Genomic DNA, 22726 nt, shown 5'->3' with positions numbered 1-22726 from the left:
GACAGCTCGTTCGGGTATGAGCCGCTTGCCCACCAGCGGCACTACCCGCCACCGACTCGCCTAGACCGTCCCCGCGGGCGGCCATACCCCGATGATCAGCCCCATCACCACGAGCGTCACCAGCTCATGCGCGATGTTCATGATCGTCAGCGACGACGGACGCCCTTCGAACGCATCATGCGTGATGAAGCGCGCAGCGGTCAGACCGGCCCAGAGGATGACGGCTGTGAACAGGGCCGAGCCGAGGTAGCTGCCGCCGTAGAAGTGCCATGCGATGGTCGTGGCGCCGGCAAGCACCCAGGCGGTCACGAAGCTGACGAGCACGGTGACGATGATGGGGCCGACGGCGCTCGCGCCCGGGCGGTCCATGTCGACGTTCGCGAGCTTGGCCCAGCGAGTGCCGAACACGCCGCGGGCATACCAGATCGAGCCGACCAGCATGCTCGACAGCGTCGCCAGCAGCACAGCCCAGTAGTTGATCTCGGGGACCATCTCCACCTCCTCGCCGCGGTCGTGCCGCGCTCATCGATCAGTCAGGTCAATGCGAACGGATACTGCTCGAGCGTACTCGCGCCGCGGCATCGCCGCCCAGCAGCGCGCCGCCCGGCGCAGAGCAGCTCGATCCGTACTCCGAAACGCATCTCACCCTCGATTGGGGCATGCCGCGTCACCGGAGCGGCTGAGAGTATCGAGCAGCATTCTCGCAATCAATCACACGTGGAGACGCCTTGCCGAATACCTTCTGGCCTGACCTGCTGGTGGTGCTCATCGCCACGACACTTGGCGCCCTCCTGACAGTCTGGATCGCATTCGGCACCTATCGGTACGAGCTTCGAACTCGCGAACGGGACGCGATCCGCCATCTCGCGAACATCATCGCCAGTCGGAGAGCGTTCATGGAGGCGAACCCTGTTCGTGTTGACACCTCCGAGCAGTATCGGGCCGACGACCTAGAGGCCTGCCGTGCATCCGTCACGTACGCTCGGGAAGCCATCATTGACGCCTCTCGCGCGGTTCGGCCTGGTTCGCCAATGCAGCAGCCGCTCGACGACATGGCGCGCGCGACCAATCGTTACCTCGACCAGGCTCGGCGCGACCCGAACGGATACTGGCTGCATCTCAACGAGCTTCGCACCCGGTGGATTGATTCACTGGCCTCGCTGTCGATCCAGACGAAGTTCGCATTGCCAGAACCTGGAAGCCGCGGAAGCTCTAGAAAAGCGGAAGCATGAACAGTGCAAGCGGCCGCAGATCACTGAGGTCTCTGAGACCAGCGATTTGAACGCAACCCCTAACCCGAACGTGAACGACTCGAGCCAAACGAACGCGGTCTCCTTGGCGGATCGCCCGGCCGCGGCATCCGTCATCGCGGAATGCCTGCGCGAGCAGACGCTCGTGCCGCTGCGCTCGACACTCGCCCGGGCGTTCGGCCGATCGCCGCTGTCGAGCGAGTCGCAGTCGTGGTACCTGGGGGCGATCGGCGAGCTCGAAGTCGCCCGACGTCTCGAACGGCTCGGTCCGTCTTGGCGCGTGCTGCACGCGGTGCCTGTCGGCAAGGGCACGAGCGACATCGATCATGTGGTGATCGGTCCGTCAGGCGTCTTCACGATGAACACCAAGCACCACGAGGGCAAGGAGGTGTGGGTCGGCGCCAAGCGCCTGCTCGTGAACGGGCAGCGCACCGACCACCTGCGCAACGCCGAGTTCGAGGCGAAGCGGGCTGCGCAGCGCCTCTCCGCGGCGACGGGAACTCCGGTGGCGGTCATGCCAATGATCGTCATCGTCGCGGCGCGGCGTCTGACGATCCGCGAGCAGCCGGCGACCGTGTGCGTACTCGCCGAGTCGCAGCTCGTGGATCGGCTCACCACGGGCCCGGTCGTGCTCACGCCATCTGAGATTGATGCGATGACAGATGCCGCGGCTCGCCCCGAGACCTGGCACGACGCACCCGTGCTCGAGCCCGTCGATCTCGCCGCGTTCGACGCGTTGCGCGCCGCGGTCGGGCAGGCGCGGCTCCGTCGTCGGCTCTGGATCGCGGCACTCCTCCTCGGGCTGGTGGTCGCTTCATGGATGCCGCTCGCGACCCTGCTCAGCGGCCCATCCTCGTAGGCGTGGGCGTTCCCGAATGTTCGGGGGGGGAAGTCGAGGCGCTACTTAACCATTAGCGCAGCGAGTTCGTCGCTACCCAACATTTGGCCAGGTGCAGCCTTGCCCCCGACGACTCGAACACCCTCACTGAGAAGCAAGTCCACTGGGCTACGGGTGTCTCGAGGATCACTCCACGCAAACTTGGCAGCAACCGCACCATCGCCCTTGAGCACTCGATGCGCGTTGGTGCATTGCCTGCAACTCGAGATGTGAGCCCCGAGCGGCTGTGCTGCAGTTCCTATGACGTCAGCAAGGTTGCCGTAGGAGGTCCAGCGACCCGCGGGTAGCGATTCGAGGATTTCATGCAACGGCGACCAATCGAAGGACGCGCCGCTCGACGCATCCGGTCTACCTCGATGCGTGGCGCGAATATCCTGCAACGTTCGTCCGTCGGCTAGCCGCCAGAAATACCACCCGTTGGTTGCGCCCCCTCGCACGTGCTTCGCAGCACCGGATGGCGTGTCGAACTTCTTGCCATCGACTTCGAGCGAACCGTCGCTACGAAGCACTGCCTCAGTTTCCGCATACGCGCCTGGCCGTGGCGCCAGCCTTGTGCCGGGCGCCAGGACCCCTGCGACGAGGAGGTCCTTGAGATCGGTCGTGTCGGCCTCCTTGGCGATGGGGTCCACAACCTCGCCGACATGCCCGACGGGTACCGGCCATATGCGCAACAGTTCTTCGATCATGACCTGTGTTCGCGCGTCAATCGCGTCCTCGTCCCAATCGCCACCCGCAGTTGTGGTGAGGAGCCGACTCGTCAACAGCATCGTGTCGTGCTCACGGAACGCTTCCCGTTTGTCCCCCCATGGCCCATTGGACACCTTGGAGTTCAACTGCGCCGAGAGGAGAGTGAGGTTACCGAGCCGATGAATGTGAGCAGCGCGCTCCTGTTCAGCCTCAAGCCCGTTGGCAGGCCAGCTCGTTTCCCATTTCTGAGGAAGAACGTGCTCAATCGGATACCCGCGACGAGACACCTGAGGTTGCTGTGTGTGGGATCGGTACCCGTCCTCGATAGCTTCGAGCATCATGCGCAGACGACCTCGCTTGAACCGGCGATACACCGCTTCAACGGAAAGCGCAGAACGGACCTCGTCATCTCCAGGCCAATACGTGCTCGATACGTTCAGCCGAGAAAGGTGGACGCGGACTCGCTCGGCGAGCTCTGCCGGGTCAGCTTCGTTGTTCACCCGGATAATATCCGCCACAATGCGGCCAAGGTCTGAACCTGTGAGACGGAGCATCTGGCGGCGCACAACCCAGCTCTCCGCCGCGCCCACGACGTCGTTGATGACGGTAGCCGAAAGGTTCCTTTCGGGCGTATGGAGCCAGATCAGCATCGGCTTCAGGATCTCTATGCCGTTCGCCTGCATCCGATAAACGGCCATCTCGACGGGCGTCAACTGCCGGTTCGAATCTCCAGCGGCGTCGGTCCACGCCTCGTAGAGATCAGCTTGTTCCTTGATGACGGGCAAGAGTTCGCTCATCCGCTGGCCGCCGTCGTGCTCCACGTACGACTTGAACCGCGTAAATGTCGATTGTGGACCGATCTCCTCTCCCGTTCGCGCAACCAGCCATTGGTTGAGAAACAACGAACTGCGGCTAACGAGATAGCGACCCACACTAATCTCAGATTCCCAAAACTTGGTGTCGAACGGCCAATCGTCGGCGTAGGCACGTTTGGTGTCGACCCCTTCGGCAGCTAGCCGCTGGAACACGAAATTCTTGATGAGGTCAGCGGCAGTCAGCGGAGTACCTCTTGCGTTGAGGGTTTCAAAAATCTCCTGCGAGTTCTCCTCCGCGGTGAGGTCGATCTTTACGAGCTGGAGTCCTCGCGTAAGGACAATGACAAGAGCGTCAGCTCGCGATGCGAAACCTTCTGTCTCCGGCTCGCCAAGCCACTCTGCTACGGCGGCCATGAAGTATTTGTGCGCACGAACAATCAGCGAGCCTGAGTGCTTCAGAGTGGAGTGATCGATGGGCGGCTCGGTGCTCATCACCTCAGCGAATGCCGCTTGATCACGATTCGTGTGGCGTAGTTTCAAGCGGCTCTCGCCCGGAACAACAAAGTTCGCCTGGTTGTGAGTCAGCGCCTCAAGTTGACCGACAAGCGCATCCAGCCCGGCCTCGTCGAGCACGGCGGCGGTCGCATCCATGAGGAGTTGCAGCGTAGTCAATCTCTGTTGACCGTCGATGATGTTGCTGGCTGGAATGTGCCCTTGTTGAATCTCATGGGCCTGCACAACCACAGCCCCCAGGAAGTGGGTCGGGTTGGCGAAAACCTCGCGCAGCCTGAGTTCGGTCAGACGTCGAACGTCCTGCCAGAGCGGCGCCCACTGATCCGCCTCATCCCAAACGTACGGCCGTTGAAAGAGGGGGATGACGAGATGCTGGGGAAGGTGGAACACCTCCATGGGCGAACGGACTTCAGTCTTCACAGGAAGATCCTGCACCACGGCGCCTCAACTTGGCACCTCCTCGTGTTTGTTCCAATCGAGCCGAATGCAACGACGCCGTGCCGGAAAACTCGACATGCCACGCAACCCTGACGTCGGCCATGAGGTCATCGCCATCGGGCTCGCGACAGCTTCCGCACCCGCCACTCGCGGCGCAGGCGCGCCCCTACCCGACCTCCCGAACCGCTACCGGCACCCCTTCGATCGCCACCCCGACCCGCTCGCCGAACTCAACGCGCTCGCCCACGGGATGCTGCATGCGCAGCAACTCTCCCCCATCAGTCCGCAGCAGGGTGCGGCGGAGGCTGCCGAGGAACGTGCTCTCCTGCACGACGGCGGCGATGGGGCCGCCGAGGCGCACGTTCTCGGGGCGCACGAACACCTGGGCGGGACCGTCGGGGTGGGCGCCGAGGGTGGGCAGCGACATCCCGAGCACCTCGGCTCGTCCGCCGATGATGACGGCGGGCACGACGCTCGAGAGGCCGACGAACTCGGCGACGTGGGCGGTCGCGGGGCGCAGGTAGAGCTCCTCGGGGGTGCCGACCTGGTCGATGCGGCCCGCGTTCATCACGGCGATGCGGTCGGAGACGGCGAGCGCCTCCTCCTGGTCGTGCGTGACGAACACGGTCGTGATGCCGAGGCGCAGCTGGATGCGGCGGATCTCGTCGCGCAGGCTCACGCGCACCTTCGCGTCGAGCGCCGAGAGCGGCTCGTCGAGCAGCAGCACGCGCGGCTCCGTGACGAGGGCGCGGGCGAGCGCCACGCGCTGCTGCTGCCCGCCCGAGAGCTCATGCGGGAACCGGGCGGCGAGGTGGCCGAGCCCGACGAGGTCGAGGGCGTCGGCGACGCGATCCGCGGCATCCGCCTTCGAGACCTTGCGCATGCGCAGGCCGAACGCGGTGTTCGCGGCGACGTCGAGGTGTGGGAAGAGCGAGTACGCCTGGAACACCATGCCGAGGTCGCGCTTGTTGGTCGGCACGGCCGAGACATCCGCCCCGCCGATGCGTACGACGCCGCCGTCGGCGCGTTCGAGGCCCGCGAGCACGCGCAGCGCGGTCGTCTTGCCGCAGCCCGACGGGCCGAGCAGCGACACGAACTCCCCCGGCTCGATCGCGAGGTCGACGCCGTGCAGCACGCGCGTCGCGCCGTACTCCTTCACGACGCCCTCGAACGCGACGGGGGTTCCGTCGCCGCGGGCGGCGAGCACCGCGTTGTCGGCAGTGGCGATGAAGGCGGAATCGGTCATGGGCGGGCCTTTCGAGAGGTGCGCGAGGCTGAGCGGGCGCGCTGGGCCGAGGTGCGGGGCGCTGGTCGGGGGCGCCGGGAGCCGGCCCGGCCGATGACGACGAGCAGCAGGAACGCGAACGCGAGCGAGCAGAGCGAGAGGATGACGGCGGCGTACGGGTCCTGCTTGCCCACCACGACGAGCGCGGTCTGCAGGTTCTGCCGCCCCAGCAGCGAGGCGATCGTGAACTCCCCCAGCACCACGGCGATCGAGATGAGGGATGCCGCGACGAGCCCCGGGCGCAGGTTCGGCGCCAGCACCCGCCAGAGCACCTGCAGCCAGCTCGCGCCGAGCGAACGGGCCGCCTCGGAGAGCGTGGCGAGGTCAACGGCGTCGATCGACGACTGGATCGCGCGGTACGCGAACGGCAGCACGGTGACCCCGTACGCGAAGGCGAGCGCCCAGATGCCGGTGCCGAACGTGCGGCCGATCACGAGGTACACGGGCGCGAGGCCCACGACGAGCACGATCGCGGGGATCGTGATCGGCAGCAGCACGACGAACTCGAACGGGCGGCGCAGCTTCGGGAACTTGAGCCCCACGAGCACCATCGTGGGCGCGAGCAGCACGAGCACGATCGCGACCGTCACGAGGGCGAGCACGAGCGAGTTGCCGAGGCCGATCCAGATCGGGCGGTAGCGGCCGGCGTTCGCGGGGTCGACGAGGGCCGCCCAGTTCGCGAGGGTCGTGCCGCCGTCGGCGTCGCGCAGCGTGTAGAGCAGCATCGACACGATCGGGATCGCGAAGAACGCGACGAGCACGACGCCGATCACGGTTCGCGCGGCGGGCGAGGGCGCGAACGCGGGGCGCGAGGCGCCGCCGGTGCGCGCAGGGCGGGCCGGGCGGGCGGCGGGTGCGCCGCCCGCAGCGCCTGCCGCGCTCATCGCTGCCACCTCGCCGCGCGGCGCTGGATCGCGGAGTACGCCCACATCGTGAGCGCCATGACGAGCACCATGCCGAGCGCGAGGGCGCCCGCGAGGTTCTCGCGGCCGAGCAGCGTCTCGCTCGTGAGCGCGGTGCGGATCTGCAGGGGCACGATCTGCGAGCCCTGGCTCGCGAGGGCCGCGGCGGTCGCATACGACGAGAACGCGTTCGCGAAGAGCAGCAGCAGGCTCGCGAAGAACGACGGCGCGAGCACGGGTGCGCCGATGTGCCGCCAGAATCCGGCGCGCGTACCGCCGAGCGTGAGGTTCGCCTCGGCCCACTGCGGCTTGAGGGCCGCCATCGCGGGCATGAACGTGATGATCATGAGCGGCACCTGGAAGTAGATGTACGGCAGGATCAGGCCCGGCAGGGCGTAGATCCACGCGCCCTCGGCATAGAGGTCGACGCCGAGCGAGTCCTTCAGCCACAGCGTCACGACGCCTTGCAGGCCGATCGTCGCGATGAACGCGAACGCGAGCATGACGCCGCCGAACTGCGCGAGCACGCCGGCCGCGGCATCCACCGCCCCGCGAATTCGGCTGCCCTCGAGGCCGAGCAGGGCGTAGCAGGCGAACGCCCCGAGCACGGCGCCGACGACCGCGGTGAGCGCCGACAGCCAGGCCGAGTTCCAGAACGTGGTGAGGATCACGGGGTCGACGAGCGCGGCGACGTTCGCGAGCGTGAACGCGCCGTCGTCGTCGAAGAACCCGCTCGCGACGGCGAGGAACGTCGGCAGCGCGAGGAACAGCAGCACGTAGGCGGCGAACGGCACCAGCCCCAACCAGGAGGGGGCGGATGTCGCGCGCCGCGACGTCTTAGGGCGAGACGCCGCGGGGTGCGGGGCAGGCTCGTCGGCCTGCCCCGCACCCCGTGCGGGCGTCGCGGTGGTCGCGACGGTCATCAACCGACCGCCGAGGCCCACTTCTCGCCGAGGAGCGTGCCGGCGTTCGTCGACTGCTCCTCGGTCGGCACGACGGTCTCGTCGGGCGTCGCGGGCAGCGCGTCGAACAGCTCGGTGTCGATGGTGCCGGCCTCGGCCATGGCGTCGGCGCGCACGGGGCGGGCGCCGCCCTTCAGCCAGAGGTTCTGCGCCTCGTCGCTGTAGAGGAACTCCTGCCAGAGGCGCGCGGCCGCGGGGTGCGGTGCGTCGACGTTGATGGCCTGGTTGTAGTATCCGGCGTAGCCCGTGCCCGGGAGGATCACGGTCTTCCAATCCGGGTTGTCGGCGGTGTGCGCGGCGTTCAGGTAGTCCCAGTCGAAGACGACGGGCGTCTCGCCCGAGGCGACGGTCGCCGTGGTCACGTCGACCTTCAGCATGTTGCCCGCGTCGTCGAGCTTGCCGAAGAAGTCGATGCCGGGGGTGAAGTCGTCGAGCGTGCCGCCAGACTGCACGGTCGCGAGGCCGACGGCGGCGAACGCCGCACCCGCCTGCGTCGGGTCGCCGTTGATCGCGACGGCACCCTTGAAGTCGGCGCCGAGCAGGTCGTCGAGCGAGGTCGGCTCGTCGAACTTCGACGAGTCGTAGCCGATCGACATGTACCCGCCGTAGTCGCCCACGAACAGGCCGGTCGACTCCTTGAGAGCGTCGGGGATGTCATCCCACGTGGCGACCTGGTAGGGCGCGAACTGGTCGGTGTTCTGCAGGGCGACCGTGAGGCCGAGGTCGAACACGTCGGGCGCGGTGTCGAGGCCGGCGTTCGTCTCGGCGGCCTGGATCTCCTCGGCGCTCGACGCATCGGGCGACGCCTCGTTGATCGTGATCTCGGGGTACTTCTCGGCGAAAGCGTCGAGCACCTCGCCGTAATTGGCCCAGTCGCGCGGCAGCGCGACGACGTTGAGCTGGCCCTCGGCCTTCGCGGCCTCCTCGAGCGCCGCCAGGTCGCCGAAGGCGGCGAGGCTCGTGGCCGTCGCGGCATCCGTCGCCCCGTCTTCCGACGCGCCCGATGCGCCGCTCGCGCAGCCGGTCAGGCCGAGCACGGCCGCGGCGGTGATGCTGAGCACCGCCAGGGTGGTCTTCTTCGTGAACACGTGTCCTCCGATGGGCACCCCGGCAGCCGCCCGGCTGTGAGCGAGCGTGAGAACTGGGGGAACCGCATCGAACGCTAGACACCCGATCCGACCGGCCGGCACCCCGCCGGTGAACCCGGAATGAACGACGTGTGATGGGCGGCGCGGGCCTGTTCGGCACATCCCGACCTGCGCATGCATTCTGCATGCAGTGCGACTAGAGTGCTGCCATGCCAGTCACGATCACCGTACGAGCGGTCCCCGACGATGTGCGCGATGAACTCGCGGCGCGGGCGGCGCGCGCCGGGCAGTCGCTGCAGGAGTTCCTGAGCGCCGAGCTGGCGGCGCTCGCGTCGCGTCCGAGCCTTGCCGAAGCCGTGTTGCGTGCCCGGCGCGATGCGGCGCACTATCCGCCGATCGGACCGGCAGACCTCATCGCCGACCTCGACGCCGACCGCCGGTGAGCGCGCTCCCGGCCGTGCGAAGGCCCGAGCAGCTTGTCGTGCTCGACGCGTCTGCGGTCGTGTCGCTGCTCATCGATCCGTCCGACGCGGGCGAGGCGATCGCCGCACACCTGGCGAACGCACGGATGCTCGCGCCAGCGCTGCTGCCGTACGAGGTCGCGAACCTGTTGCGGCGGCGCCGCAACGCCGGCCTGCTCTCCGACGGCGAAGCGAGCCTTGCCCATGCGCACCTGCTCGACCTGCCGATCGAGCTCTGGCCGTGGGAGACGCTGGCCGCTCGAGCATGGCAACTCGGCCCGAACCTCTCGAGCTACGACGCCGCGTACGTCGCGCTCGCCGAGCAGGTCGGTGCCACGCTCGTCACCCGCGACGCACGCTTGGTTGCGGCGCCCGGCATCCGCTGCGAGCTCGTCGTCGTGTGAGCGGACAGACGGGCACGTTCTCGGTGTTGACCTGACCGCCCGACGACCGTATCGGTCGGGCGCGACGCGGCCGGTTCGCGACATCCGTCACCCTGACCCCCCGAAGTGGGGCGGATGTCGATTCATCCGCGCCAGCACTGGGATCGCGGGGCGCGACGCACTGCCAGAGCGGCCTCGGAGGGTGGCGCGCGACATCCGGTGTCATTGCCGACTCATAGGCTGAACGACTGCCGACCCGCGGCATGTGGCCAAGGCCCCCCACGTTTCCGAGAGGACCCCCATGACCGAAAACGGCTCGACGATTCCGCCGTTCCCCTCCGTTCCGACGACGCCGCCCGCGGCCCCGACCGCCGGAGCACCCGTGCCTCCGCCGCCGCCCGCTGCGCCGACGGTCGGCGCGCCCGTGCCGCCGCCGCCCGCTCCCTCCGGCGCGGCACCCGCCGCGCCCGCACCCTACGGCGCTCCGCCGCAGCCCTACGGCGCCCCGCCCGTGCCGCCCGCTCCTTACGGCGCAGCGCCCCAGCCGTACTCGGCCGCTGACGCACCCGTCGGCGAGAAGTCGTTCATCGCGACGTGGCTGCTCGCCTGGCTCGTCGGATTCTGGGGCGTCGACCGCTTCTACCTCGGCAAGGTCGGCACCGGCCTCGCGAAGCTCTTCACCTTCGGCGGCCTCGGCGTCTGGGTGCTGATCGACCTGATCCTCGTGCTCACCGGCTCGCAGCGCGACAGCCGCGGCTTCAAGCTCGCCGGATACGACCAGTACAAGAAGATCGCGTGGATCGTCACCGGCTCGGTCGTCGCACTCGGCATCATCATCAACATCATCAGCGGTGCCGCGGCCGGCGCACGCGTGGCGTCCGAGCTGCCCGACACCCCGGCCGTCGTCGTCGAGTCGGGCACGACCGATGAAGCGCCCGCCACCGATTCGGATGCCGCTGCGCCGGCGCCCGAGGCAACGGTGCAGGCGTGGGCCGACGAGACGTTCGGCACCTTCGCTCCGGCCCAGCAGTCGGGCACCGGCGACAGCATCATCACCCTGCCCGGCACCGCCGGAATCGTCACCGCGACGCACAACGGGTCGGCGAACTTCGCCCTCTCCGTGCTCGACGCCACGAACACGTCGACCGGCGAGCTGCTCGTGAACACGATCGGCGCCTACTCGGGCACGACGGTCTACGGGTTCAACTCCTTCTCGGAGCCCGCCACCCTGCAGGTCATGGCCGACGGCGACTGGACGATCACGATCTCCCCCGTCTCCACGGCACCTCTGCTGGCCCCGTCGGGCACGGGCGACGCCGTCTTCCTCTACGACGGCGGCGCCGCAGCGCTCACCGCGACCCACTCGGGTTCGGCGAACTTCGTGATCCTCGAAGAGTCCGGCGAGGCGTTCAGCATGGGCCTGCTCGTCAACGAGATCGGCGCCTACTCGGGCACCGTGCCGCTGAGCGCCGGACCGTCGGCGATCAGCGTGCAGGCCGACGGCGCGTGGACGCTGGCGGTGAACTGATGGAAACCTCCCCCATCCTCGCCTGGACCCTGCAGACCGAGATCCCCGTGCCCGCCGACGTGCAGTCGCTGCTCGTCGAGGGCGAGCAGGCCGTCGCGTCGTTCAAGACGTTCCGCGACTCGGCGACGTTCACCACGAAGCGCCTGATCGTGCGCGACGCGCAGGGCATCACCGGCAAGAAGGTGGAGATCACCTCGCTGCCGTACAGCTCGATCCACATGTGGTCGAGCGAGAATGCGGGCGGCGTGCTCGACCGCGATGCCGAGATCGAACTCTGGACGAAGGCCGGGCACATCAAGGTGAAGCTGAAGCGGGGTGCCGACATCCGGCGGATCGACAGCCTGCTCGCCTGGGCGGTGCTGCAGCACTGACGCAGGCATCGAGGCGCGGAACTCGCGCATCTCGATCGGCGAGCTGACCACGGGTGGGCACGGGCTTCGGCTCGTGCCCATTCGTCGTCTCAGGGCTCGCGGCGGGCCTTCACATTCGAGCGAGTGCTCGGCGCGACGCGTCGAGGTCTCGCCGCGCGAGGAGCAGCGCTTCACCCGCGAGGGCCGCGATGTTCTGAGCCATCGCCGTCGCCAGCGTTCGATACTCCTCCGAGACGAAGGATCCGGCGAGCCCGCCACCCAGGCAATGTCGGAGATCGATGCGCACGTGCTCGGCCTCGGCGAGCCGGGTGAGGGCCTCCGCGCCGATCCATCCGCGATGGCTGGTGACAGCTTCGCGGGCTGCATCGAGCGATCGGTCCGCATCCGCGAGCGCGCGCTGTAGCGGTTTCACGAGCGACGGCCGCGGGCGCATCGCTCGCATCGCCAGCCCCGCGCTCGAGGCGCCTTGGTGAGCCGCGGTCGTCGCGGCATCCAGCGCTGATCGCGCCGCGCGCAGCCGAACGAGGTGAGCCTGCATGCCGTCGATGACGATCGGCGGCGGTCCGCCGGCGGCATCCGCTCGGCTCTGCGGGACGACGGCGGGCACCCACCGCGCCCGCGCGACCCGGTCGGCGAGCGTCGAGGTCAGCGCGCCGAGCACCTGCTCGGCCCATTCGCACAGCCGCAGGATGAGCACGTAGCGCGCCCGCACTTCGTCGGGCGTGCCGGGCATCGCGTCGTGGTTGAGCCGGTTCAGGCGGAACGCGTCGCTCAGGTCTCGGCGCACCACGGCGATCAATGCCCACGCCCCGTCGATCGACTCGGAACCCAGCTCGGCCTCGGCGAACGCGATCTCGTCGGACGCGATGCGGATGCCTTCGTCGACCGCGAGCAGGGCGGAAGCAGCCCGCTTCGCCAGCTCGGCGTCATGGGCTTGGAGTTCCCGCGCAGCCTGCGTGCGCCTGACCAAGAACCCAGCCATGCGTCGATCCTAGGTTCGCCGCTCCGCGGGCGCTACGGACAGATCGACGGATGCCGCGGGCGGGTCTCGATACGCTGCGCCACCCGACCGGCGATCGGGCGTCGCTCCTCGACCAGCGAAAGCGTCAGTCGAAGATGCCGTCGAGCACGCTGCCGATGACGAGGCCGCCGAGGATGCCGCCCATGAGGTCGTTGCCGCCGCCGCGGCGACCGCCGCCGTAGCCGCCGCCCCACTGGTCGGGGCCCTGCGGCGGACGCGAGGAGTCGATGTCGCGCTTCGCGAGCTGCAGCGCCTCGCCCGCGAGGGAGGCCGCGCGGCGGGCCATGGCCATGGCCTGCTCGCGGTGGTCTTCGCCGATGACGGAGACGGTCGCGGCAGAGGAGCCGAGGAAGTGGTCGAGGTCGATGCGCACGCGCTCTGCCTCGGCGAGGCGGGTGCGGGCGTCGGCGCCGATCCATCCGCGGTGGCCGGCGATCACGTCGCGGGCGACCGCGAGCTGGCGGTCGGCGTCGTCGATCGCGTGGTGCACGTGCTCGATCGGCGGGATCGGGCGAGCCGCGCGCTCGCGGGCGGCGGCGATGGCGGCATCCAGTGCCGTGTTCGCGTCGCGCAGGCGCGTGAGCAGGGCGAACGGGTCGGTGTTGATGCCCGCCGCCGGCAGCGCCGCGAGGGCGACCCGCAGGTCGGCCATAGCGGTCGTGACGCCCGGCGACGGCGGCTCCTGCTGGGCGACAACGAGGTCGCCGCGACTGTCTTCGACGATCGCCGCGAGCGTCGACTCGGCGCGCAGGGCCTCGACCTCGAACGTCTCGACGGCGTCGAGCAGGGTCGCCGCGCGGCGTACGGACTCGGTCGCGGCCTCGAGCGCGAGGTTGGCCTGCTCGCGCTGTCCGGCCTCGCGGCGACGCTCGGCCACGCCGGCACCGTGCTCGGCGAATCCAAGCAGCTGGTCTGCCTCGGCCGGGTTGGCGTCGACCTGGGTCAGCGCCTCGGGCGCGTAGCGGGCCGCGAGCCGCTCGATGGTGTCGCGGGCGTGGGGGATGCGACCGCGCAGGCGCGCGACATCCGCTCGCACACCGGCGATGATCTCGGGGGCCCGGCGCGCCTTCGCGATGCGGTCGGCGAGCGCGGCGGTCTGGTCGTCGAGCAGGTCTTCGGCCCACTCGCTCAGCTGCACGATGCGCGCGTTGCGGGTGCGCAGCTCTTCGGCGGTGTCGGGGATCTCGTCGAAGTTCAACTGGTTCAGCCGGAACGCCTCGCCCAGGTGCTGCCTCACCGCGGCCAACGCAGCGCCCAGCTCGGCGGTCGCGTCGTGCCCGAGCTCGGCCTCGGCGAAGAGCAGCTCGTCGGAGGTGACGCGCACGCGCTCGTCGGCCGCGACCAGCGCCTTGCCCGCCCGCTGCGCCAGATCGGCGTCTTGGGCTTGCAGTTCGAGCGCGTCACGTTTGCGTTTGCCCCAGAATCCGGCCATTCCTCGATCTTATGGGCGTGACGCTTCGCGCTTGCCGTGAGATTCGACGAACGGATGCCTCGGGCACGAGTCCTCGAACAGACTCGCTCGTCACTCCGGCACTTCGGCACCGCGGCGGGCGAGCAGATAGGCCCGCACGGCCTCGTCGTCGGCGAGCTCGGCGGCCCGCTCGAACGCGTCGGATGCCTCGGCACGGCGCCCGGCGCGGGCGAGCAGGTCGGCGCGGGTCGCCCACCACGGCTGGAAGCGCTCGGTCTCGGGCGAAGCAGAGGGGAGGGCCGCGAGGCCCGCGTCCGCGCCGTCGAGGCGGCCGATCACCGCGGCGAGCGCGACCTTCGCGCCGAGGCTCGGGGCCACGGCGTCGAGTGCGACGTAGAGGGTGCGGAGCGCCGCCCAGTCGGTGACGCCAGTGCGGCAGCGGTCGCAGTGCACGGCCTCGATCGCGGCCTCGAGCTGGAATCGACCCGGGGGACGCCCCGGTGCGGAGGCGCGGCGCAGGTACTCCTCACCCTCGGCGATCAGCGCGGCATCCCACGTCGCCGGCTCCTGCTCGTCGAGCGGCACGTACTCGCGCGGATCGGTCGCACCCCGCCGCGCGAGCGACAGCGTCACGAGCGATGCAAGTCCCCAGGCCTCGGTCTCGTTGCCGAGCAGCGCGGCGAGGGTCACCGCGAGGTATTGGGCCTCACCCGCGAGCGAGCCGGGAGCGTCGCGCGGGGCACGCCACGTGAGAGCGTGACATCCGTAGACCGCCTCGAGCACGGCGTCGAGGCGGTCGGGCATGGCGCGCCGGTCGGGCACCTCGAAGGCGATGCGCGCGTCGCGGATGCGGCGCTTCGCCCGCACGAGCCGCTGCGCCATGGCCGCCGGCGGCACCGCGAACGCCGTCGCGATCTGCGCGGCCTCGAAGCCGAGCACGACCTGCAGCATGAGCGGCGTGCGCACGGCGGGGTCGATCGCCGGGTGTGCGCACACGAACAGCAGCTCGAGCCGCTTGTCGCCGATCGCGAACGGGTCGAGGTCGGCCAGCGGGTCGACGGATGCCGCGGCCGGCGCATCCGCGAACTCGTCGCCGTCGTCGGCGGCCGACCTCGCGCGCGGCGTCTCGAGCGGCGTCGTGAAACGGCGCTCCCCCGACTTCCACGCGTCGCGCTGGCGATTGCGGGCCACTGTCAACAGCCACCCCTCCGGATTGTCGGGCACCCCGCTGCGCGGCCATGCCCTGAGCGCCTGCTCGAATGCAATCGAAAGCGCGTCCTCGGCGAGCGCGAGATCACCGGTCGACGACGCGAGCAGCGCGACCAACCGGCCGTACGACGCACGAGCGGCCAGCTCGACGAATGCCGAAGCGGATGCCGCGGCCGCCAGTGCGTCGTCAGGGCTCACGCGTTGGCGTTCCACACGCCGTCGACCGTGTAGACGGCGCCCGGCCGCACCTCGACACCGCCCGCGCCGTAGTCCATCGACGGCGCCTGCTTCGCCCACTCGATCGCGGTGTCGAGATCGGGCACGTCGATCACGAACGTGCCGCCGAGCTGGTCCTTCGTGTCGGCGAACGGTCCGTCCTGGATCCGGATGCCGGTGGCTCCGCCGCGACCATCGCCCTCGCTGCGGAGGGTCGTCGTGTTCGACGACGGTTGCAGCACCTCGGCGCCGATGAGCACGCCCGCGGAGTGCAGCGTCGCCGCGTAACTCGTGAAGGCCTCCTGACCCTGCTCGAGCGCCTCGGGGCCGAGCTCGTCGGCCGTCATCTCGGGATAGTGGAGCAGCAGTGTGTACCGCATGGCGTTCCCCTTCCGGCCCGACCAGCGACAGGGTACTCGCGTACCGTTCGTGCCGCCCGGGTCGTTCTCGTCATCTCCCCCGGTGCTGACCGAGCGAGTCGGGCCGGAGATCGGCCCTCACTCCGATGACGACTCAGTCGGAGCTCGATCGACAACGTCGGCGTGCTTGTGCAGGCGGGCCCGCGAGGCAAAGTCGACGCGAACGGCGCAGGGCACCAGAACAGGTTCGCGTTCCGCGAGGTCGCAAGCGCAGGCGCTAGTGCAAGCGCAGGCGGAGGCAGCGGCGTCGGCCCCTTCGGGCAGCCGATCGGCCCGGCGCGCGGCCTCACGCCGGCCCTACGATGCGCGTAACGCCGGGCTGCGGAAGCAGACGCGCGCGTCGCGGACGGCGGCGCACCTCGAGGGGGAACCGATGAGCGATCCGACGAACAACGGCACGCCGGCCGGCTGGTACGACGACGGCAGCGGGCGTCAACGCTACTGGGACGGGCAGCAGTGGACCGACCAGTTCGCGCCGGCCGAGGCGGCCGAGACGCCGCCCGAGGCTCCGAGCATTCCGGAGCCGGTCGTTCCACCCGAGGCAGCCGAGGCAGCCGCACCGACGACGCCGTACGGCACCGCACCGACGACGCCGTACGGCACCGCACCGACGACGCCGTACGGCACCGCACCTGCCGCACCCGCCTACGGGGCCGCCGCCACCTCGCCCGCGTTCGCCCAACCCGGCGCGGCCGCGGCATCCGGAACTCAGATGCCACCCGGAACAACGCCGCCCGCGCCGAAGGGCAGGCCGCACGTGCTCGGCATCATCGCCCTCGTCGTGGCGGCGGTCGGGTTCGTCTTCGCATGCATTCCGGGCGCGCTCATCGTGGGGTGGGTGCTGCTGCCGATCGCGTTCATCCTGGCGATCGTCGCCCTGTTCATGCACGGGGCGAAATGGGCCGCGATCACGGCGCTCATCGTCTCGGTGGTCGGCACGGTCGTCGGGTTCGTCGTGTTCTTCGCGTTCATCTCGACGACCGTCAACGACGCCATCGACACGCTGCCGAGCGAGATCGCCGAGGCATCAGAAGAGGCGGATGCCTCGGAGGAACCCGCCGACGAGGAGCCGCCGCCTGCGGTGGAGACGCTCGCATTCGGCGACACGATGGCGTGGGAGGACGGACTCGAACTGACCGTCAGCGCGCCCGAGACGTACACCCCGACCGAGTTCGCCGCAGGCGCCGACCTTGCCGCGAACCTCGTGTTCACCCTCACGATCACGAACAACACGACCGAGAACTTCGAGCCCGCCGTGTACTCGCGCCTCTCATCGGCCGGACAGGAGGGCAGCCAGATCTTCGACATGCCGGCGGACGGGACGCAGATCGGCATCCCGCCGACGACCGTCGTGCTGCCGGGCGAATCGGTGACCTGGCAGGAAGCGTGGTCGGTCGCCGACCCGAACTCGCTGACCATGCAGATCACGCCGAACTTCGACTACGCGGACGCGATCTTCACGAACCTGCAATGAGGCGAACCCCGCCGACTTGGCGAATGGCCAGTGGCGCGCTCAGAACGCCAGGTCGAGGTGGAAGTGCGTCACGAGCGGGCCGTGCCAGTTGATGTTGGTGATGTCGCCGGCGCGATTGCGGCTGGTATTGGCGACCTCGATGATGCGGCGCTGGCCGAGGCGCTCGTTCACGGCGCGGGCGACCGAGAAGTCGTCGTAGATCACGCGCCACTCGACGCCGATCGCCGAGGCGGCCCGATCGATCGCCAGCGCGAACGAGATCGCCTGCGCGCCGTCGAAGAAGCCATCGGCCCGGCGCTGCGGGATCGTGAGGTCGAGCGAACGCCCGCGCCCCTCGAAGCTGCCGCCGCCGTGACCGCCGTAGTTGCTCGCCGTGAATCCCGTGCCGTAGGCGTCGATGAGCCAGAGCACGAAGATCGCCGTGGTCGTCATGGCGCCGAGGCTGCTGCGGTCCCACACCGGGCCCCAGGCGGGCCGGCCGTTCTGGTCGAGCTCGTGCACGTTCTCCCATCCGCGTTCCTCGATCGCGATCGCCGCCGTGCGCACCGCGGCGTCGACCGCACCCTGCCCGCCGAACTTGCGCGTCTCGGCGGCGACGACCGCCTGCTCCTCGGCCGCGGCATCGAGCGTCGCCTTCGGATCGCGCAGGCGCCGGCGCAACGCCGACTCGGCCTGGGCGATGGCCTGAGCGCGCTCGCGGTCGGAGAGCGCCCGGTTGCGGGCCGCGAGCTGCCCGCGCACGAGGGCGACCGCGTCGACGTTCGGCAGCGCGCCGGGCGCGAAGTTGCGCAGCTCGCGCACCCCGCGCTGCGTGCTCGTGACAAAGTCGAGGTGCTCGCGGCGTTCGAGCATCCACCCCCACGCGCCCTGGGTGAGGTGCGAGTTCACGCTGTCGATGAGGTACTGCCGGTAGACCACGAGCTCCGCCTCGAGTGCGGCGCTGCGCTCGGCGGGCGTGAGCACGCGGCGCTTGCCGTTCTCGACCACCCGCCGGTTCGCGATCGCCCGGGTGAGCTTCGCCTTCTCGGCGTTGAGCTTGCGCAGCATCGCGGCGTCGATGTCCGCGAACGGAGCGCCGAAGCTGCTGCGGGTGTACCAGCCCTGCATGGTCTCGTCGAAGTCGGTGACGAACGACGCGCGGGTCGACGCGACATCCGTCGTCTGCCCGGCCGCGGCACGACGCGCGCGCCAGCCGTCGACCAGCACGTCGACGTACGTCGCGACCCCGGCGACGCCCCAGAACTCGACCGTCGTGTCGATGCCGTGCGCGGGCGCGACCTCGGCCGCGGGCGGTGCGGCTCCCGCGACGACGACCGGGGTGCCACGCGTCACCGTGAGGCTCGGCCGCGCGGGCGGGTAGGCGACATCCGTCGTGTCGGTGTCGACCGGCGCGGCCTGCGGCTGGCCTGCCCGCTGCGGTGCGGCCTGCCCGGGCGCGGTCTGCGGCGTCTGCGTGCCCTGCGTCTGCCCGCCCTGCGTCTGCCCGCCCTGCGGGCCCGGAGTCTGCGGCGTCGTCTGCGTCTGGGGAGTCTGCGTGACGCCCGCGTCCGCACCCGTGCCGGCATCCTCCTCGACCCCGGCATCGTGCGGCTGCCGCTGCAGGCGCACCAGCCCGTTCATCAGGCCCTCGGATGCCACGAGCCCCGCCGCCGCTCGATTGCCTGCCGTGCGCTGCACGTCGGCGAGGGTCACGGGCGCATGGTCCGCCGCCTGGACGACGGATGCCACGGGCAGCACGGCCTGCGCCGGTCGGCCGTGTACGGGGTGCCGTCCGGCGTCGTCCGGGTCTTCGTCGGTGACCTTGCGATGCCGCATCCGTATGCAGGCGGGCGAACCGGGGCGCGCTCGCTCACTCCTTCTCACTCAGACGCTAACCCTCGGATCACCGGGCGACCCGAGGTCTGCCCGATCGTGCACCGAGCCGGCGCCCTCCGTGCGAGAACGCCGGGGCGCGACATCCGCGTCGACGATTCTGTGACCTCTGCGCGATTCGCGACATTCCTAAGCTGAGGAGGTGCACGTGGACGACAGTGGAGGCACCGACGCCGAGCTCCTGGCGCGGTTGGCGTCAGGCGACCAGGCGGCGCTGGCGATCGTGTTCGATCGCCATGCGGCGGCGGTCACGCGCTACGCGTGGGCCATGGCCCCGAGCCGCATGGACGTCGAGGAGATCGTGCAGGACACCTTCGTCACGATGTGGCGCAAGGCGGCCGAGATCACGATCTCGGAGACCTCGCTCCTCCCGTGGCTGCTCGTCACCTGCCGCAACCTCTCGAGGAACCTCCTCCGCAAGGCCGCCCGCAACCGGGCGGACGAACTCGACGAGAACCGGGTCGAGCCCGTGGCATCCGTTCGCGACCAGCGCGATGCGGAGGCGGCTCGCGACGACCTGCGCTGGGTGCTCGACGAGATCAGCCGGCTCGACCCGATCGATCGGCGAGTCTGCGAGCTCTGCCTCGTCGACGGCCTGCCGTACGCCGAGGCGGCCGAGCAGCTCGGCCTGAGCGTCGGGGCCGTCAAGCAACGCGTGTCCCGAAGCCGGGCCCGACTGAAGAAGGCGGTGACTTTCGATGAGGTCTGAACCCCCGACCGGAGACGAGCTGACCCGCATGCTCGTGACCGTGAAGCAGAACGTGGTCGAGCAGGTCGCCCAGGAGCCCCGGCCCCAGCGGCCCGTCGGCCTCGGCGACCGCGTGGTCGCGCTCGCCATCGGCATCGCGATCCTCCTCGGGCTCGGGGCCGGTGCGGCCTTCGCGTTCGGGGTCGTGCCGAGCTTCGTGATCGATCCGATCACGGCGCCCGCGCCGGTGCAGACCAGCGCCCCGGCTCCGACGCCGACCGAGACGGCCACCCCGACGCCGGCGGCGCCGACCGTCGCACCACCCGTGATCGGCACCCAGCCGGCAGCGCGCTACGACCTGAGCTGCGACGGCATGGTCGATCCCTCGACCGTCGCGGCGCTCTTCCCGGTCGAGGTCGGACCGGTCGATCCGATCGTCACGGCCTCGAAGGTCAGCTCAGGGATCCCGAGGATCACCTCGGTGCTCGCCGTGGGCGGCACGGTCTGCGAGTGGTCCAACGGAATGGGCTACAACTCGGTCGTCGGGTCGAACGACCAGTACCTCGGCGTGACCGTCTCGATCGTGCCGCGGCCCGTCGACGGGTGGAGCGACGAAGCGACGCGCATGGGGATGCCGCAGGACTACAGCGGATGCACCACCGTCTGCACGGCGAGTGCAGCGGTCGGCGACGCGTGGATCGCGATCGAAGCCCAACCGGGCGACCCCAACGTGGTGGCCGCATCGGCCTGGCAGGCATTCGTCGACGAGATCGTCGCCGCCGTCGCCGCGGCGGGACCCGCGGCAGCAGAGGATGATTCCGGACGCCTGCCGCTCACGTGCGACGACGTCATTCCCCTCGAGACGGCTCAGGCCGTGCTCGGGTACCCCGAGGCGATCGTCTCCGGTGCGGGCGGCGGATGGAGCGAGTGGGCCGAGGCTCGGGAGCACACCGGCTACGACCTGTGCTTCTGGGCTCCGACGTTCGACGACGATGCGGTGGCCTGGATGGAGGTCGTGTCCGAAGGGCGATGGGCATTCGACCGGATGCTGCAGGCCGGCGAGTCCGAGGCGACCGAGCTCGTCGGTCTCGGCCCCGAAGACGAAGCCGTCCTACGCTGCGACCCCATGTTCGGCACGGCCTGCGCCATCGACCTGCGGATCGGCCCGGACTGGATCAGCATCCGCGGCGAGGACGAGGCGACGGCCGTCGGCCTCGCCGAGGCGGCCGTCGCGCACCTCGCGCCCTGACGTTCGACGAGACCGTCGACAAACCTCCGGCGGCGCTCCATGATCGTCGGTATGCCTCAGCCCGCCCAACCCGACATCGTGGCGATCACCGGCGCGTCCGGACGAATCGGCCGACACCTCGTGCCGCTGCTCGACCGCCCCGGCCGGGTGCTGCGACTCATCGACACCGAGCTGCCCGACCGGGTCGCCGACGGGCCGTGGGGCAAGGCGTCCCGCGGTACGGACCCGGCCGGCTTGGCCGACCTCGCCGACCGCGTCGAACTGCGGCGGGTGTCCATCGACGATGAGCGCGGCATCCGCTCGGCGCTCGACGGGGTCGACGCCGCGGTGCACCTCGCCGCGCAGTCGTCGGAGCGCCCGTGGGCCGAGATCCTGCACGCCAACATCGACGGCACCCAGCGCGTGCTCGAGGCCGCGCGGCTCGGCGGTGCGACGCGGGTGCTGCTCGCGAGCAGCGTGCACGCGGTCGGATTCGCGGATGTCGCCGACGTCGCCGTGACCCCCGTGCTCGTGCCGCGACCCGACACGTTCTACGGCGTGAGCAAGGCCGCCGTCGAGGCGCTCGGCAGCGTCTACGCGGATCGGTACGGACTCAGCATCGTGTCGGCGCGCATCTGCGCGTTCGCGGCCGAGCCCGATCCGAGCCATGGGCTCGCGCACTGGTTCTCACCCGGCGATGCGGCCCGACTCGTCGAGGCCGCGCTCGCGCTCGACGACGGCCGGCACCACATCGTCTGGGGCGTCTCGGCGAACTCCCCCGGCGTCTGCGACCTCACGGCCGGCCGCGCCATCGGCTTCGAACCGCGCGACGACGCGTTCGCGATCGTCCGCGCGCGCGGCTTCGAGGCTTCGCCGCCCGCGTCGAGCGGGCCGGTCGGCGGCGCCTTCACCGACGAGGCGCATCCGCTCGGCGGCACCTGGTAGCGGCAGGGCGGCCGCGCGATCGAGCCCGGTCGCACGAGCAGACCGGGCTCTGCATCCGACGTCAGCTGCGACCGGCGGCGATCGCGTCGAAGACCGGCATCTCGAGCTTGCTCATCGTGAGCATGGCGGCGAAGAGCTCCTGCTTCAGCGCGGCATCCGTCGTGGACATGAGCTCGGTGAAGCCGCGCGGGATGAGCTGCCACGAAAGGCCGTAGCGGTCGGTGAGCCAGCCGCACTGACTGGGTTCGCCGCCGTCGGCGAGCAGCGCATCCCACAGCCGATCGACCTCGGCCTGGGTGTCGACCTCGAGCTTGATCGAGACGACCCGCGTGAGCGCGACATCCGGGCCGCCCGCGATGAGTTGGAACCGGGCGCCCGCCACCGTGAAGTCGACGGCGAGCGGCTCGCCCTCCCGCTCGGAGCCCTCGGGCCACCGCTCGACGCTCAGCACGGCCGAGTCGGGCACCAGCGAGGCGTAGAACTCGGCCATCTCGTCGAGCGGCCCCTCGATGAGCAGGCAGGTCATGGCAGTCGTGGGCATGAGTGCTCCTTCGCTTACGGTGCCTCGACGGTACCGCCACGCACGGGCGGATGCCACGGCTCGCACACTCCCGGAGCGTGCGAGCCGCGACATCCGCCGAACCGAGCTGACCCGAGCCGAG

The 22726-nt window shown here is 70.0% G+C and carries 22 protein-coding genes; 10 read left to right on the top strand and 12 right to left on the bottom strand.

The features are described from left to right. Positions 1-60: 60 nt before the first annotated feature. Positions 61-492, bottom strand: coding sequence for a DUF1761 domain-containing protein (locus BM342_RS14010; RefSeq protein WP_092967248.1), 432 nt, complete (start codon positions 490-492; stop codon positions 61-63). 236 nt (positions 493-728) lie between these two features. Between BM342_RS14010 and BM342_RS19650 the strand changes: the two genes are divergently transcribed. Together BM342_RS19650 and BM342_RS14005 are read left to right on the top strand one after the other, a co-directional pair. Beyond that, positions 729-1232, top strand: a complete 504-nt coding sequence (locus tag BM342_RS19650; protein WP_143109888.1) for a hypothetical protein — start codon at positions 729-731, stop codon at positions 1230-1232. Between the two features lie 103 nt (positions 1233-1335). Further along, positions 1336-2109, top strand: coding sequence for a nuclease-related domain-containing protein (locus BM342_RS14005; RefSeq protein WP_218154949.1), 774 nt, complete (start codon positions 1336-1338; stop codon positions 2107-2109). Positions 2110-2150: 41 nt separating this feature from the next. Here the strand turns inward: BM342_RS14005 and BM342_RS14000 are convergent, their stop codons facing one another. The 5 genes from BM342_RS14000 to BM342_RS13980 all read right to left on the bottom strand — a co-directional run bounded on the left by BM342_RS14000 (position 2151) and on the right by BM342_RS13980 (position 8838). After that, the gene (locus tag BM342_RS14000) at positions 2151-4583 is read right to left on the bottom strand and encodes a GmrSD restriction endonuclease domain-containing protein (RefSeq protein ID WP_177232203.1); all 2433 of its coding nucleotides are present in this window, start codon (positions 4581-4583) and stop codon (positions 2151-2153) included. Positions 4584-4767: 184 nt separating this feature from the next. Continuing rightward, positions 4768-5847 carry an ABC transporter ATP-binding protein gene (locus tag BM342_RS13995; RefSeq protein WP_092967242.1) on the bottom strand — a complete coding sequence of 360 codons (1080 nt, stop codon included), beginning with the start codon at positions 5845-5847 and terminating at the stop codon, positions 4768-4770. Further along, positions 5844-6770, bottom strand: coding sequence for an ABC transporter permease (locus BM342_RS13990; protein WP_092968658.1), 927 nt, complete (start codon positions 6768-6770; stop codon positions 5844-5846). Before BM342_RS13990 ends, BM342_RS13995 begins: the two co-directional genes overlap by 4 nt. Continuing rightward, on the bottom strand, positions 6767-7711 hold the full coding sequence (locus tag BM342_RS13985) for an ABC transporter permease (protein WP_092968656.1): 945 nt from the start codon (positions 7709-7711) through the stop codon (positions 6767-6769). The genes BM342_RS13990 and BM342_RS13985 overlap by 4 nt, the downstream gene beginning before the upstream one ends. After that, positions 7711-8838: an ABC transporter substrate-binding protein gene (locus BM342_RS13980; RefSeq protein WP_092967240.1), complete on the bottom strand. Its 1128-nt coding sequence runs from the start codon at positions 8836-8838 to the stop codon at positions 7711-7713. The genes BM342_RS13985 and BM342_RS13980 overlap by 1 nt, the downstream gene beginning before the upstream one ends. Positions 8839-9047: 209 nt before the next feature. On the opposite strand from BM342_RS13980, the gene BM342_RS13975 reads away from it, so the two are divergent. From BM342_RS13975 to BM342_RS13960, 4 genes are all read left to right on the top strand, one after another. Then, complete coding sequence (locus BM342_RS13975; RefSeq protein ID WP_092967238.1) at positions 9048-9281, top strand: FitA-like ribbon-helix-helix domain-containing protein; 234 nt, start codon at positions 9048-9050, stop codon at positions 9279-9281. A gap of 38 nt (positions 9282-9319) precedes the next feature. Further along, positions 9320-9703, top strand: a complete 384-nt coding sequence (locus tag BM342_RS13970; protein WP_218154948.1) for a type II toxin-antitoxin system VapC family toxin — start codon at positions 9320-9322, stop codon at positions 9701-9703. Positions 9704-9983: 280 nt separating this feature from the next. Beyond that, positions 9984-11210: a TM2 domain-containing protein gene (locus BM342_RS13965; RefSeq protein ID WP_177232202.1), complete on the top strand. Its 1227-nt coding sequence runs from the start codon at positions 9984-9986 to the stop codon at positions 11208-11210. Beyond that, positions 11210-11581, top strand: coding sequence for a PH domain-containing protein (locus BM342_RS13960; protein WP_092967236.1), 372 nt, complete (start codon positions 11210-11212; stop codon positions 11579-11581). Before BM342_RS13965 ends, BM342_RS13960 begins: the two co-directional genes overlap by 1 nt. A gap of 109 nt (positions 11582-11690) precedes the next feature. On the opposite strand, the gene BM342_RS13955 is transcribed toward BM342_RS13960, so the two are convergent. The 4 genes from BM342_RS13955 to BM342_RS13940 all read right to left on the bottom strand — a co-directional run bounded on the left by BM342_RS13955 (position 11691) and on the right by BM342_RS13940 (position 15818). Next, positions 11691-12563 (bottom strand): hypothetical protein, encoded by an 873-nt coding sequence (locus tag BM342_RS13955; protein ID WP_092967234.1) that lies wholly within the window; start codon positions 12561-12563, stop codon positions 11691-11693. A 124-nt stretch (positions 12564-12687) separates the two neighbouring features. Then, on the bottom strand, positions 12688-14034 hold the full coding sequence (locus tag BM342_RS13950; protein WP_092967232.1) for a hypothetical protein: 1347 nt from the start codon (positions 14032-14034) through the stop codon (positions 12688-12690). 90 nt (positions 14035-14124) lie between these two features. Further along, a complete protein-coding gene (locus BM342_RS13945) occupies positions 14125-15420 on the bottom strand; it encodes an RNA polymerase sigma factor (RefSeq protein ID WP_255368813.1) in 1296 nt (431 codons plus the stop codon). After that, positions 15417-15818, bottom strand: a complete 402-nt coding sequence (locus tag BM342_RS13940) for a YciI family protein (protein WP_092967230.1) — start codon at positions 15816-15818, stop codon at positions 15417-15419. The genes BM342_RS13945 and BM342_RS13940 overlap by 4 nt, the downstream gene beginning before the upstream one ends. A gap of 412 nt (positions 15819-16230) precedes the next feature. Between BM342_RS13940 and BM342_RS20205 the strand changes: the two genes are divergently transcribed. Then, the gene (locus BM342_RS20205) at positions 16231-17331 is read left to right on the top strand and encodes a DUF2510 domain-containing protein (protein ID WP_177232201.1); all 1101 of its coding nucleotides are present in this window, start codon (positions 16231-16233) and stop codon (positions 17329-17331) included. 39 nt (positions 17332-17370) lie between these two features. Here BM342_RS20205 and BM342_RS13930 read toward each other — a convergent pair whose 3' ends face one another. Continuing rightward, positions 17371-19146, bottom strand: a complete 1776-nt coding sequence (locus BM342_RS13930; protein WP_092967226.1) for a hypothetical protein — start codon at positions 19144-19146, stop codon at positions 17371-17373. Positions 19147-19351: 205 nt separating this feature from the next. On the opposite strand from BM342_RS13930, the gene BM342_RS13925 reads away from it, so the two are divergent. From BM342_RS13925 to BM342_RS13915, 3 genes are read left to right on the top strand one after another with little or no spacing between them, the layout of a single operon-like run. Beyond that, complete coding sequence (locus BM342_RS13925) at positions 19352-19912, top strand: RNA polymerase sigma factor (protein WP_092967224.1); 561 nt, start codon at positions 19352-19354, stop codon at positions 19910-19912. Then, entirely contained in the window at positions 19902-21140 is a 1239-nt protein-coding gene (locus BM342_RS13920; RefSeq protein WP_143109887.1) for a hypothetical protein, read from the top strand. The genes BM342_RS13925 and BM342_RS13920 overlap by 11 nt, the downstream gene beginning before the upstream one ends. Before the next feature lie 51 nt (positions 21141-21191). Next, complete coding sequence (locus BM342_RS13915; protein ID WP_092968628.1) at positions 21192-22064, top strand: NAD-dependent epimerase/dehydratase family protein; 873 nt, start codon at positions 21192-21194, stop codon at positions 22062-22064. 61 nt (positions 22065-22125) lie between these two features. Here the strand turns inward: BM342_RS13915 and BM342_RS13910 are convergent, their stop codons facing one another. Then, positions 22126-22605 carry a VOC family protein gene (locus BM342_RS13910; protein ID WP_177232200.1) on the bottom strand — a complete coding sequence of 160 codons (480 nt, stop codon included), beginning with the start codon at positions 22603-22605 and terminating at the stop codon, positions 22126-22128. Between the last annotated feature and the right edge of the window lie 121 nt (positions 22606-22726).

The organism is Agromyces sp. CF514, from assembly GCF_900113185.1.
GTDB lineage: Bacteria > Actinomycetota > Actinomycetes > Actinomycetales > Microbacteriaceae > Agromyces.
The sequence above is the reverse complement of the archived record's forward strand: the minus strand, read 5'-3'. Positions and strand labels throughout refer to the sequence as shown.

Excerpts from the sequence above, each read along its gene's own strand:
- BM342_RS14010 (WP_092967248.1), bottom strand. The coding sequence starts at position 492 with ATGGTCCCCGAGATCAACTACTGGGCTGTGCTGCTGGCGACGCTGTCG.
- BM342_RS13995 (WP_092967242.1), bottom strand. The coding sequence starts at position 5,847 with ATGACCGATTCCGCCTTCATCGCCACTGCCGACAACGCGGTGCTCGCC.
- BM342_RS13990 (WP_092968658.1), bottom strand. The coding sequence starts at position 6,770 with ATGAGCGCGGCAGGCGCTGCGGGCGGCGCACCCGCCGCCCGCCCGGCC.
- BM342_RS13985 (WP_092968656.1), bottom strand. The coding sequence starts at position 7,711 with ATGACCGTCGCGACCACCGCGACGCCCGCACGGGGTGCGGGGCAGGCC.
- BM342_RS13975 (WP_092967238.1), top strand. The coding sequence starts at position 9,048 with ATGCCAGTCACGATCACCGTACGAGCGGTCCCCGACGATGTGCGCGAT.
- BM342_RS13965 (WP_177232202.1), top strand. The coding sequence starts at position 9,984 with ATGACCGAAAACGGCTCGACGATTCCGCCGTTCCCCTCCGTTCCGACG.
- BM342_RS13960 (WP_092967236.1), top strand. The coding sequence starts at position 11,210 with ATGGAAACCTCCCCCATCCTCGCCTGGACCCTGCAGACCGAGATCCCC.
- BM342_RS13955 (WP_092967234.1), bottom strand. The coding sequence starts at position 12,563 with ATGGCTGGGTTCTTGGTCAGGCGCACGCAGGCTGCGCGGGAACTCCAA.
- BM342_RS13950 (WP_092967232.1), bottom strand. The coding sequence starts at position 14,034 with ATGGCCGGATTCTGGGGCAAACGCAAACGTGACGCGCTCGAACTGCAA.
- BM342_RS13940 (WP_092967230.1), bottom strand. The coding sequence starts at position 15,818 with ATGCGGTACACACTGCTGCTCCACTATCCCGAGATGACGGCCGACGAG.
- BM342_RS20205 (WP_177232201.1), top strand. The coding sequence starts at position 16,231 with ATGAGCGATCCGACGAACAACGGCACGCCGGCCGGCTGGTACGACGAC.
- BM342_RS13930 (WP_092967226.1), bottom strand. The coding sequence starts at position 19,146 with ATGCGGCATCGCAAGGTCACCGACGAAGACCCGGACGACGCCGGACGG.
- BM342_RS13920 (WP_143109887.1), top strand. The coding sequence starts at position 19,902 with ATGAGGTCTGAACCCCCGACCGGAGACGAGCTGACCCGCATGCTCGTG.
- BM342_RS13915 (WP_092968628.1), top strand. The coding sequence starts at position 21,192 with ATGCCTCAGCCCGCCCAACCCGACATCGTGGCGATCACCGGCGCGTCC.
- BM342_RS13910 (WP_177232200.1), bottom strand. The coding sequence starts at position 22,605 with ATGCCCACGACTGCCATGACCTGCCTGCTCATCGAGGGGCCGCTCGAC.